The organism is Pauljensenia hongkongensis (assembly GCF_001746855.1).
Lineage (GTDB): Bacteria > Actinomycetota > Actinomycetes > Actinomycetales > Actinomycetaceae > Pauljensenia > Pauljensenia hongkongensis.
The window spans coordinates 1,638,262-1,650,904 of the sequence record NZ_CP017298.1; the positions used below are offsets into that span (position 1 = coordinate 1,638,262).

Sequence of the window (12,643 nt, forward strand, 5' to 3'; positions counted from 1 at the left end):
CCCGGGTGGGCCTGCTAGTTGACGGTCAGCTCCGATACCCACGCCCAGTTGCGCCCGTCCTGCGCTTTCGGCATCTGACGGAACACCAGGGCGATGGAGTCAGTCGAGACCGGCTCGGGCAGGGTGATGGTCGTCGAAGGGGACAACGCCGACGTGGCGAGTTCTGTTCCGCCGCGCGGGTTGCTCGGATCGGTGACCTTGCGCACGGAGATGAGGCCGCCCGATGTCTGGGAGTCCATCGTCAGCGTCACCGACGAGACCGTGGCGACCTGCTGGAACTTCACGACGATGGTGACTTCGGCGCCCTCGCGGAACTGGTTGTCGTCGAACCAGCGCGATGTCCACGACGTGGCGGGGTTCGAGTCGATCATGTTGATCGCGCGGTCGGGGTGGTCGCCGTTGTCGTTGTCCCATGACAGCACCGACACCGAGGAGATCACGGGCGGGGCCGTGGGGGCGGAGGTCGGCGGGGGAGTGGTCGCCAGCGCGGACTGCGGGGCGTCCTGCGGGGTGTTCTGCGCCACTCCGGAGCGCAGCGACTGGGCGAGGTCCAGGTCCGTGGCGGGAGTGAGGACCATCCACGTCGACCAGACGGCGCCCACCAGGAAGACCACGGCGGCGAAGATCAGCGTCGGCCTGGTCGGATCCATGGTGCGCCCGTGCTGCGCGGACTTCTGCCCCGCCCCGTCGCCCGGCTGCCCGGGCCACTGGGGGGCTACGGGCGCCACCGGCTGCTGGGCCTGCTCGTGGGCGCGGTAGTCCTCGAGGGACTCGAAGAGGGTCGCGTCCATGGGCACGACCTCAGTCTGCTGCGTGGAGGGATCCTCCGCGGCCGACTCCTCCTGCGGTGCGGCGGGGGCCTCGGAGGGGAGTCGGTCGGGGGCTGCGGCCCTGGCGACGACGGGCACGGCGACAGTCGGATCCGGATCGGCTGCGCCCGTGTCGTGCGGCTGCGCCACCTGCGGCTGCCCGGGAAGGGGGGCAGGCTCGGGCGCGTCCGACGGCGCGGGGACGACGGGGGCCCCGTCGTCGGGGGAGAGGGCGGCGTCCTCCTTCGGCTTTCGGCGGCGCACCAGGGGGATCTGGTGGGTGATCGGCGACTTGGGGGAGGGCGCGGGACTGGGGAAGTCCTCGGACACCGGCAGCAGGGGCGAGCGGTAGGCGTCCTCGTCGATCGAGCGCGGCGCGGGGTGCGCCTGCGGGTACACGGGGCCCTGGAACGATGGGGCGACCACCTCCTCGAAGGACGGGATGCGCTTCCCGTCAGGACCGGGTCCCGACGAGGCCGAACCCCCGCCGTTATGCGCGCCAGCCATCAAATCCTCCCTAGTCACCGGCTTGATCCTTGTCATTATCCCAGTAACGGACGGATCGGTGGCGGATGACGCGGCGAGGACATTAACCACACCCTCGGGCACGCGCACCCGGCGGAGCAGGGGGCGCATGGTGGTCGCCGACTCGGTGGAGGACAAAGCGCGCAGAACCAGCATGTACGCCATGGTCGAGGAGAGGCCCACGAGCACCACTTTGAGGACAGCGACGAGGAAGCGCACGGGCGCGGGGGACAGCGGTGTGGTCACGCCCACCAGCCACAGCATGCCGAAGCCGACCAGTCCCGCGACGATCGCGCTGACGAGGTACTTGAAGTAGGAGCGCAGCATCGCGCTCTTGTCGACCAGCGGCACCCGCTTGCCCACCCAGGCCACCGCGATCACGCCCTGCATGAGGCGGCACGCGGTCTCCCCCAGGGCGGCGCCGACCACCCACCAGGAGGCCCCCGTCGTGAAGTACATGCCCCATCCGACGAGGGCCTGCAGCACGGTCGGGCCGATGCCCATGAGGAACACGGGTTTGACGTCCTCGTAGGCGAAGAACACGCGCTGGCTCATCAGGACCATGCCCGTCGAGGCGACGCCCGGCATCAGCGACGCCAGAACCAGCGCGTACGCCATGACCACCTGCTGGTTGGCCGTCGAGTAAAGCACCATCTGCATCATGGGGACCGAGGCGGCCATCAGGATCGCCGCTGCCAGCAGGGTGAGGGAGGTGATCGTGCGCACGCCCAGGGCGTAGTTGTGCGCCACGCCCCGGTCGTTGCCGTCGGCCACGGCCTCGGCCATGCGGGTGAAGATCGCAGTCGCCAGGGACACCGTGATGAGCGACTGGGGCACCATGAAGATCATGAAGGCCGTGGAGTAGGCGTTGATCCCGGCGATGACCATCTCGCCCGCGTTGTCCTTCGCGTAGGCGTCGGCCAGGGCGGCGATGTTGTTCGTGGACAGGACGCCCACCTGGCTGACCCCCAGGGTCGCGAACGTCCAGCCCGCCACCTTCGAGGCGGAGCCGAAGGACGTGCCGCGGAAACGGAAGTCCGGCCTGAACCGGATCCCGGCGCGCCGCATGGGGATCAGCAGGATCAGCGCCTGCGTGATGACGCCCAGCGTGGCGCTGCCGGCCAGCAGCCAGAACTGGGGGCTGGACAGGTCCCCCACGTCGATGCGCCCGTCCGTGGACCCCCAGATGGCCAGGAAGGCGCCCAGTCCGGCGATGCCGACGACGTTGTTGACCACGGGCGCCCACATGTAGGGGCCGAAGATCCCGCGGGCGTTGAGCAGTTCGCCCAGCAGGTTGTACAGGCCGTAGAAGAACAGCTGCGGCAGGCACAGCAGGGCGAAGAGGATCGCCAGGTTCCGGATCTCGGAGTCGTAGCCCGCCGCGGTGATGATGACCAGCAGGGGCGCGGCGACCATCGCGACCACCGTGACCACGAACAGCAGCGTGCCCGCCAGGGTCAGGAGGCGGTTCACGTAGGTCTCGCCGTCGTGCTTGCGCTTGAGGGCGCCGACGATCTGGGGGACCAGGACCGCGTCGAAGACTCCGGAGGCCAGCAGGTTGAACACCGTGTTGGGCAGGGTGTTGGCCGTTTGGAAAGCCGCCGACACACCGCCCGAGGCGGCGCCGATCGCCGCGAGGAGCATCGCCGAGCGCACGAAGCCCAGGAGCCTGGACACCATCGTCCCGCTGGCCATGAGGGCGCTGGCGCGCAGGATCGAGGGGCGGGATTTGCTGCTCATGTCTGTTCCTTCTCCTCGGTGTCGTGTTCTGCGCTCCGGGGGTCGCCCGGGCCGGTGGCCCCGAGTGGGGCGCCTGGGTCCTCCTCGGCCGGCACTGCGCCCGCGGGACCGCCGTCAGTGGGGCCGGCCCCGTCCTCGGCGCTGTCCGCGGGGGCGCCGTCGTCCGCGCACTGGCCGCTAGAACCGTGGTCGGCCGGGCCGCGCACATCGCCGCCGTGCCCTTCCCCTGCGGATTCCGCGGAGGCCGTCCCAGCGCCGACCAGCGCGGCGCGCGCGCGGCGCCGCCGCAGCGAGCGCACGACGCCCATCGCGAAGAGGAGGCCGAAGAGGGACGCCACGACCATCGTGAAGGCGTCCTCCCAGCCGGCCCTCATGCGTACGCGCACGCTCTGCTTGTTGTCGAGGACCGCGCCGGAGGGCGTGGTCACGTGGTACTTCACCTGGATGTTGCCCGACCCGATGGCGCTGACGGGCACCTCCACGGTGGTGGCGCTGTTGGCGGTGACGACCCGGTTGGTCGCGGGGGTGGCCTGCAGCCTGGGGTCGTCGGGGATCAGGGTGACGTCCACGTGGACGTCCCACGGCAGCGAGTTGCGGATGCGCACGGGGAAGGCCGCCGACTTGTTGATGAGGTTGACGGCGTCGGAGGGCTCAACGGCGATGGAGGCCAGCAGCCCGGCGACCTGCGCCGCGTAGCGGGAGGCGGCGGCGACCTGCGAGTCGGGGGACAGGCCCGCGCCGATCGAGGGGAGCAGGAACGGCTCGACCTGGCTGAAGACCTCGTCGGGCTCCTCGGTGGCCTTCGCCAGGGGCGCCAGGTCGGCCAGCGCCTGGGTGAGCGAGGTGACGGCCGCCTCGGTGCCCGCGTCGAGGGAGCCGGCGCCCGCGGTCCGCCGCTCGAGGTCGGTGGCCTCGGAGTCCGCCATGTCGCCGAAGGAGACGGGTTCGACCCACCTGTTGGTGAGGAGCGCGTCGAGTTTGCCCGTCAGTGAGGCGCTGACCGCGGTGCCCCGCGGTGCCGCGGTGAAAAGGGTCCGCGACGAGTAGGGGCGCTCGCGCGTGATGATGGCGGTGATGGCGGTGATGGCCTGCTCGGCGTCGAGCTGGTCGGCCTCCGACTGGCTGTTGTCCCACCCCAGCAGTGCGGCGATGTCCCCCTGCTGGGCGAGCACGTCGGCGCCGTCGACGGTGGTGGTGGGGATGACACCGATGGTCTCACCGGTGCTGGGGTCCACGCGGACCCTGGCGACCGACGTGAAGGGGACGTCGTCGTTGGGCATCAGAGAGCCGACCGGGGCGATGGTGAGGCGGCCGGGGTAGGCCGACAACTGCGTGGTGCCGAAGGCGGTGTCGGAGGGCCACACGACGTCGGTGTGGATCCTGGGCCCCTCGTCGGCCTCGGCGGCGTCGATCCCCGTCTCGCCCGTCTGGGCGCCCGGTGTCTCGGTCGCCCCCGTGGAGGGCGTCGGCGCGGACGAGGCGGGCGCCGACGGGCCCGCGCTGCCCGAGGGGCTCGGGGAGGGCGCGGCGGAGCCCGGTGGGGACGTCGGGGCCGACGGACTGGCCGAGGGCGCCGGCGCGGGGGCGACCCACCCCGCCTTGCGCGGCGTGGAGGGGAAGGCCGCGATCGACTGGAGGGCCTTCGTCTGCAGGCCCGCGTCCCCGGCCAGGGCGAGGGCGCCCAAGTCCGCGTCGCCCGCGGGCAGGGCGACGAGTTCCGGGGCGGTGCGCAGCAGGGAGGCGGTGAAGCTCTGGTTCGCGCGGTACCGGGTGTTCTCGACGGGATCGGTGGGCGTGGGGGAGGGCGTTGGCGCCGGCGAGGCGGACGCGGATGGGGAGGGCGTGGGGGCGGGCTGGTCGGACTGGTCGGATTGGCCCGACTGCCCGGACTCGGGGTCCTCCTCGCCGGCGCCGTCCTGCGGCGGCGCCTCGGTGGGCTGCCCGCCGCGGGGGATGAGCAGCGGGTCCACCGCCAGCGTCGCCCCCGTGCGCCCCGCGATGGCGAGGACGGCCTCTCGCTCGCGCGCTCCCTGGGAGGCCGACTCGCTCGTCCACGGCACCAGCGCGTTGACGCGGGAGGCGGCGACCGTCTCGCCGGAGTCCCAGACGATGATCGCGTTGTCGGAGCCCGTGGCCCCGCCCGACGAGGCGGTGGCGGTGAGCACGCGCGGCCCCCAGCCGCTCGCCGCGCCCAGGGGCAGGGAGGAGGTCGGCACGCGGACCTCGAAGACCGCACTGGCCCCGGCGGCGATTCCGCCGAGTCCGGTGGTGGAGACCTCGGAGGAACCGGCGTCCTCCGACAGGGCATTGGTGAGGGCGGCGACGGAGACGGGGGTGGTGGTGCCCACGGTGATGGTGAGGGCCACTTCACTGAGGGGGGAGCTGGTCGTGTTCGTCACGGTCCCGGCGATGAGGAGCTCCTCCTCGGAGGTGATGATCCGGGGGTTGAGGGAGGACACGGCGACCGTCAGGCCCGACGAGGCCGATTGGGAGCCCAGGACCGAGGGCCGCTCCTCCCGCGCGCCGACCGCCTGGGCGACGGCGCCGGCGGTCCGGGCCGCCTCCGTCCCCATTGGCGCCGGGTGCGCGGCGGACGCGCCCGACAGGGGGGCCAGGGCGCACAGCGCCGCGGCCGCAGCGGCGGCGGCCCGTAAGAATCCGCGTGTCACAGTGCCCATCAGGCGTCCTTGTACAGCAGGTCGAGGGCGATGGCCACGATCCTGCGCTCGTTGGGGTAGGCCAGTTGGCGCGCCACGTCGCGCAGGGGCACCCAGGCCGCGTCCTCCGCCTCGTGGTCCGGGTCCCCGGCCACGGAGATCGCGCCCGAGGCGTAGCCCATGAGGTAGTGGTGGACGACCTTGTGGACCCGGTGGTCCGAGCCGGAGAACCAGTAGTCGATGGACGCCAGGTGGCGGATGATGCGCCCCCGGATGCCCGTCTCCTCGGCGACCTCGCGCAGCGCCGCCTGCTGGGGGGTCTCCCCGTTCTCCAGGTGCCCCTTCGGCAGGCACCACTCGATGCGCCCGGCGCGGTTGCGCCTGGCGATGAGCGCGGCGTAGGGGACGCCTCCGCGCACGTCGATGACGATGCCCCCCGCGCTGGTCTCCGCCGAAACGGGCATGTGGGCGCGGGGCGCTCGCGAGGATGCGCGCCGACGAGGGGGGCGTGGCACCCCGGGGCGGCGGTCCTTCGAACGTGCGGGCATGGGACCACTTTAACGGCGAATAGGGCACAGGTGGTCGGACAAGGGGGTTTGCTGGCATCCTTGAAGCGATGAGCACCGACGACCTTCCCACGGGTGAATCGCTCTTTTCCGCGGAAAACGGCGAAATCACGGATCTTGCTACCCTCATGGCGAACGCCACGAGGACCTTTCGCGGGCTTCCCGCCGCGATTATGGAACTCGGCACGGTTTTCGAGTCCGCGGGCGAGGAGATCGCCCTGGTGGGCGGCCCCGTGCGCGACGCCTTCCTGGGCGTGGCGCCGCACGACTTCGACCTCACGACCTCCGCCCGTCCCGGGCGCACCGAGGAGCTGCTGGGGCAGTGGGGCAACGCCGTGTGGGACATCGGCAAGGAGTTCGGCACCATCGGCGCCAGGCGCGGCGACGTAGTGGTGGAGGTCACCACGTACCGCGCCGACTCGTACCAGATCGGGTCGCGCAAACCGGAGGTCACCTTCGGCGACACCCTGGAGGGGGACCTGACGCGCCGCGACTTCACCGTCAACGCCATGGCGATGCGCCTGCCGCGCATGGCCCTGGTGGATCCGTGCGGGGGGCTGGCCGACCTGGCGGCGGGGAACCTGCGCACCCCGGTCAGCGCCGAGCAGTCCTTCGACGACGACCCGCTGCGCATCATGCGGGCAGCGCGTTTCAGCGCCCAACTGGGCATGGACGTCGACCTGGACGTCATGAACGCCATGGAGGACATGGCGCACCGCCTGGGGATCGTGTCCGCCGAGCGCATCAGGACCGAGCTCGAGCGCCTCATCGTCTCACCCCACCCGCGCCGCGGCATCGAGCTGCTGGTGCACACGGGCGTGGCGTCGATCGTGCTGCCCGAGGTGGCGGATCTGGTGTCCACAGTCGATGAGCACCGCCGCCACAAGGACGTGTACGAGCACACCCTCACCGTCGTCGAGCAGGCCATGGACCTGGAGACCGGTCCCGACGGGCCCGTGCCCGCCCCCGATTTCATCCTCCGTTTCGCCGCGCTCATGCACGACGTGGGCAAACCCGCCACCAGGCGCTTCGAGCCCAATGGCGCGGTGACCTTCCACCACCACGAGGTGGTGGGCGCCAAGCTGACGCGCAAGCGGATGCGGGCCCTCCACTTCGACAACGCGACCACCGACGCCGTGTGCCAGCTGGTGGCCCTGCACCTGCGGTTCCACGGCTACGGCGAGTCGGCGTGGACGGACTCGGCGGTGCGCCGGTACGTGAGCGACGCCGGGGAGCAGCTGGAGCGCCTCCACCGCCTCACGCGCGCCGACTGCACCACACGCAACCGCCGCAAGGCGAACCGCCTGTCCGCCGCCTACGACGACTTGGAGGAGCGCATCAGCACCCTGCGCGAGCGCGAGGAGCTGGACGCGATCCGGCCCGACCTGGACGGCGACCAGATCATGGAGATCCTGGGCCTGCGGCCCTCGCGCGCGGTGAAGATGGCACGCGACCACCTGCTGGAGCTGCGCATGGAGCACGGGCCGCTGGGGCCCGAGGCGGCGCGCGAGGCGCTGGAGCGCTGGTGGGCCTCGGACGCCGTGCGGGCCCAGGCGGCCGCCCTGCAGGCCGAGCAGGCCAAGTGGGAGGAGAAGGCCGCCCGCAAGCGCGCGCGCAAGGCGGCGGCGAAAGCCGGGCGCGGGGACTGACGCCGGTGGGGCTGCCCGCGCGGCCCCCGCCTCGTGAATCTCACACGCACCCGCATGCGCGCGCCTGGGCACCGCCCTAGGCTGGTCGTGAACCCACGAACCGCACCACGGTTGGAGAACCGCATGACGACATTCGTTCCCGAAGCATCAACCGCCGACATCGGCGTGTACGGACTGGGCGTGATGGGGGCCAACCTGGCGCGCAACCTGGCGCGCAACGGCTACACGACAGCCGTCTTCAACCGCACCCAGGCGCGCACTGAGAAGCTCATCAGCGAGCACGGCGGCGAGGCGACCTTCGTTCCCTCCTCGACCCTGGAGGACTTCGTCGCATCCCTGCGCGCACCCCGCGTGGCCATCATCATGGTGCAGGCGGGCCCCGCGACGGATGCCGTCATGGAACAGCTCGCCGCGCTCATGGACGAGGGCGACATCATCGTCGACTGCGGCAACTCGCTGTTCGCCGACACGATCCGCCGCGAGAAGTGGGCGGCCGAGCGCGGCCTGCACTTCGTGGGCGCAGGCGTCTCCGGCGGCGAGGAGGGCGCCCTGTGGGGGCCGTCCATCATGCCGGGTGGGACCCGGGCCTCCTACGAACGCCTCGGCCCCATGTTCGAGGCGATCTCCGCCACCTACGACGGCGTCCCCTGCTGCACGTACATCGGGGCGAACGGCGCGGGCCACTTCGTCAAGATGGTCCACAACGGCATCGAGTACGCCGACATGCAGGTGATCGCCGAGGCCTACACCCTCCTGCGCGAGGGCCTGGGGGCCGCTCCCGCGCAGATCGCGGACATCTTCGCGGCCTGGAACGAGGGCGAGCTCAACTCCTACCTCATCGAGATCACGGCCGAGGTGCTGCGCCAGGTGGACGCGTCCACGGGGGTGCCCCTCGTCGATCTCATCGTCGACGCGGCCTCGCAGAAGGGGACCGGCAAGTGGACGGTCCAGACCGCCCTGGATCTGGCGGTCCCCGTGACCGCGATCGGCGAGGCGACGTTCGCGCGCGGGGCCTCCTGTGAACCCGCTCAGCGCGCGGCCGGGCAGAAGCTCGCCGGCAACGCCACGCCCCTCGTCATCGAGACGGACGAGGCCCGGGCCGCGTTCGTCGAGGACGTGCGGCGCGCCCTCTTCGCCTCCAAGATCGTCGCCTACTCGCAGGGCTTCGACGAGATCGGGGCGGGGGCGGCCGAGTACGGCTGGGACATCGACAAGGGGGCCCTGGCCCGCATCTGGCGCGCCGGCTGCATCATCCGCGCGGCCTTCCTCGACGACATCACCCGCGCCTACGAGGCGGACCCGGCCCTGCCGCTGCTGCTGGCCGCCGAGCCCTTCGCGACCCGCTTCCAGGAGTGCACGCCCGCGCTGCGCCGCATCGTCTCCCAGGCGGCGCTGGCCGGAGTCCCGATTCCGGTGTTCGCGTCCTCGCTGGCGTACTTCGACCAGATCCGCGCGGCGCGGCTGCCGGCGGCCCTCATCCAGGGGCAGCGCGACTTCTTCGGCTCCCACACCTACCGCAGGGTGGACCGCGAGGGGATCTTCCACACGCTGTGGGCCGAGCCGGGCCGCCCCGAGGAGCAGTGGGGCTGAGCGGAGCGCCTCCGCTCCGTCCGGGCCGTTCCCGCCGGTCGGCGGGCGATGGGGGCGGGCCGTCTGCCGCGGGGTGAGAGGCGCCATTCATCTGTGAACTTCCAGCTCCGCCGGTTAGGCTAGACGAATCCAAGTCCGCTGAAAGGCTGAACTCGTGGCAGATAACAACGGAACAATGAACTGGGACGACATCATGGGTCCGGGACCCGCGTCCAGCGACCCTGCCCCGCGGACGCCCGCGAAGGCCCGTGGCGGCGGAGGGCCGGAGCCCCGGAGGCGCGGGGACCGCAAGGGCCCTGCTTCCAGGCGCGACGCCAAGGGGGACGCCGACTCCGGGGGCAAGGACGGCAAGGGCAAGAAGGGCGGCAAGAAGAAGCGCAGCCTCGGCCGCAAGATCGGCCTCGGCATCGTCTTCACCCTGCTCGGAATCGTCATCCTGGGCATGGCCACGTTCCTCTACCTGTACGCGACGATCTCCGTCCCCAAGCCGGACGACCTGGCGCTGGCGGAGAAGACAACGGTGTACTACGCCGACGGCACCACGGAGATGGGGACGCTGGGGGATGTGAACCGCCAGATCATCGACGCCTCCACCCTGCCCGACTACGTGTCGAAGGCCGTCGTGGCCTCGGAGGACCGGACTTTCTACACGAACTCGGGCGTGAACTTCAAGGGCATCCTGCGCGCCCTGTGGAACAACCTGCGCGGCGGGGCCCGCCAGGGCGGGTCCACCCTCACCCAGCAGTACGTGGAGCGCTATTTCATGGGGGAGACCACCTCCTACGTCGGCAAACTCAAGGAAGCGGTGCTGGCCGTCAAGATCAACCGCACGCAGTCCAAGGACGAAGTGATAGGGAACTACCTCAACACCATCTACCTCGGGCGCGGCGCCTACGGCATCGAGGCGGCCTCGCAGGCCTACTTCGGGCATCCGGCGAAGGACATGACCCTGTCTGAGGCCGCGATGATCGCGGGCATCATCCCCGCGCCGTCGGCATGGGATCCCGCTATCAGCCCCGACAAGGCGAAAGAGCGGTGGGAAAGGGTCCTGGGCCTGATGGTGGAGGACGGATGGGTGTCGCAGGCCGACGCGGACGCAGCGGTCTTCCCCGAGACCATCGACCCCGACTCCCTCAACCGCGAGTCCATGCAGGGGACGAACGGCTACCTGATCGCGCACATCAAGCAGGAGCTTGTGAATTCGGGTGCATTCTTCGAGGACCAGATCACCCAGGGCGGCCTGCGCATCACGACGACGATCGTGAAGGAGCGCCAGGACGAGGCGGTGGCCGCCGCACAGACGATGAACTCGGTGAACGGGTGGGACCCGGCCCACCAGCACGTCGCCCTGTCGTCGATCGACCCGAACACGGGCGAGATCCTCGCCGAGTACGGCGGACCCGATTACGAGCAGCGCCAGCAGAACGCTGTGACGCAGGACATCGCGATGGCGGGGTCCGCGTTCAAGCCCTTCGCGCTGCTGGCGAACGCGAGACAGGGCGGGACCGTGAACGACACGTACTCGGGCGCCTCGCCGCAGACCTTCCCGGGCCTCGTCGAGCCGGTGACCAACGACGGCGGCTACTCCTTCGGCAATGTGACGCTCGTGAAGGCGACGGCCTACTCGATGAATACGCCCTATGTGGCCCTCAACCGTGACATCGGCCCTGAGACCACGATGCAGGCGGCCGTTGACGCGGGCATCCCCCAGGACACGCTGGGCCTGAACGACCAGCTGCTGAACGTGCTGGGGTCGGCCTCGCCGCACAATATCGACTTGGCGACCGCTTACGCGACGATCGCCAACGGCGGGCAGCGCGTGGAGCCGCACATCGTCCGCCAGGTCACCAACTCGGGCGGCTCGAACAAACTCTACGAGACCACTGTGGCCCCCACCCGCGTGTTCGAGGCGGAGGAGGTGTCGTCGATCATGCCGGCCCTGGAGGCCGTGACCACCGGCGAGGGCACCGCCGACTCCGTGGCGGGCGCGCTGCGGGGCTTCACGACCGCCGGCAAGACGGGCACGTCGTCGGACCAGCTCTCCGCGCAGTTCGTGGGATTCGTGCCGAACATGGTGACCGCCGTGTCCATGTACCAGTCCGACGACGACGGCAACTCGGTGCCGTTGGAGAACATCGGCGGACTCGACCAGTTCCACGGCGGCGACTGGCCGGTGGACGTGTGGACGAACTACATGCAGAACGCCACGAAGTCCTTGACGGAGAAGGATTTCACGTGGATCGTGAAGTCGAACCGGAACTCGAAGAACAACGCGCCGTCCTCAGTGCCCGCGCCCACGCAGGAGCCGACCCAGGAGGCCAGCAACCCCGAGCCCACTTACGAGCCCACACGGGCTCCCGAGCCCGAGCCCACCCAGACCGCAACCCCCGGTAACGGCGGTGGCAATGGCGGTAACGGTGGCGGCAATGGCGGCGGCGGCAACGGCGGTGGCAATGGCGGCGGCGGTAACGGTGGCGGCAATGGCGGCGGCGGCAACGGTGGCGGCAATGGCGGCGGCGGCAACGGTGGCGGCAATGGCGGCGGCGGCAACGGCGGTGGCAATGGCGGCGGCGGAGGCGGCGGTGGCGCCAACCCCGGAGCCGCGGGCGGCAACTGAGCGGCGCTGGACGGCGTCGAACGGCCGAGCGCCTCGGTGGCCCTGAATGGACGGCGGCGCTGAACTGATGGTGTCGCTGAACGGCTGAAGCGGTGCCGGGCGGCCGGGACCCAGATGGGTCCCGGCCCCTCCGCATCAGCGCGGGGCCGGGCGCGCAGTGGTGGGGCGGCTGAGTCGAGCGCGGTGGGTGCTCACGCCCCGAAACGCGGTGTGCCGGGGCGTCGGGGTGGGTGTTAGTCCGCCTGGGTGCCCGGGCCGAGTGAGGGGAGGGGGCCGTCGATCTCGACTGGGATCCTCTCGAGCGCTCCGTCGGGGTGGACGGCGTAGCGTCCGAGCCATCGCCAGGCGTAGGGGCTGGCGCCGATGACCCTGGTCTGGTCCGGGGTGAGCACAGCGCATTCGCCGTCGGGCAGGGCGGTGATGAAGAAGCGCACGGGTTCGCCTGTGGTGGCGTCCCATATGCGAGTAGTGCCGTCCCGGGTTCCTGTGA

The 12,643-nt window shown here is 71.0% G+C and carries 7 protein-coding genes; 3 read left to right on the top strand and 4 right to left on the bottom strand.

The annotated features are described in order from the left end of the window. Window positions 1–14: 14 nt before the first annotated feature. The 3 genes from murJ to BH719_RS06750 are packed head-to-tail and all read right to left on the bottom strand — an operon-like array spanning window position 15 to window position 6,195. Window positions 15–3,074, bottom strand: a complete 3,060-nt coding sequence (gene murJ, locus BH719_RS06740) for a lipid II flippase MurJ (protein ID WP_009744067.1) — start codon at window positions 3,072–3,074, stop codon at window positions 15–17. After that, entirely contained in the window at window positions 3,071–5,752 is a 2,682-nt protein-coding gene (locus BH719_RS06745; protein ID WP_009744068.1) for a DUF6049 family protein, read from the bottom strand. Before BH719_RS06745 ends, murJ begins: the two co-directional genes overlap by 4 nt. After that, the gene (locus tag BH719_RS06750; RefSeq protein WP_009744069.1) at window positions 5,752–6,195 is read right to left on the bottom strand and encodes an NUDIX hydrolase; all 444 of its coding nucleotides are present in this window, start codon (window positions 6,193–6,195) and stop codon (window positions 5,752–5,754) included. Before BH719_RS06750 ends, BH719_RS06745 begins: the two co-directional genes overlap by 1 nt. 230 nt (window positions 6,196–6,425) lie before the next feature. On the opposite strand from BH719_RS06750, the gene BH719_RS06755 reads away from it, so the two are divergent. From BH719_RS06755 to BH719_RS06765, 3 genes are all read left to right on the top strand, one after another. After that, window positions 6,426–7,946: a CCA tRNA nucleotidyltransferase gene (locus BH719_RS06755; RefSeq protein WP_034255344.1), complete on the top strand. Its 1,521-nt coding sequence runs from the start codon at window positions 6,426–6,428 to the stop codon at window positions 7,944–7,946. 123 nt (window positions 7,947–8,069) lie between these two features. Further along, window positions 8,070–9,536, top strand: coding sequence for an NADP-dependent phosphogluconate dehydrogenase (gene gndA, locus BH719_RS06760; protein ID WP_009744071.1), 1,467 nt, complete (start codon window positions 8,070–8,072; stop codon window positions 9,534–9,536). A 154-nt stretch (window positions 9,537–9,690) separates the two neighbouring features. Then, window positions 9,691–12,153 carry a transglycosylase domain-containing protein gene (locus tag BH719_RS06765; RefSeq protein WP_009744072.1) on the top strand — a complete coding sequence of 821 codons (2,463 nt, stop codon included), beginning with the start codon at window positions 9,691–9,693 and terminating at the stop codon, window positions 12,151–12,153. Between the two features lie 233 nt (window positions 12,154–12,386). Here BH719_RS06765 and BH719_RS06770 read toward each other — a convergent pair. Next, the coding region (locus tag BH719_RS06770; protein WP_009744073.1) for a WD40 repeat domain-containing protein at window positions 12,387–12,643 on the bottom strand (257 nt) is incomplete at its 5' end.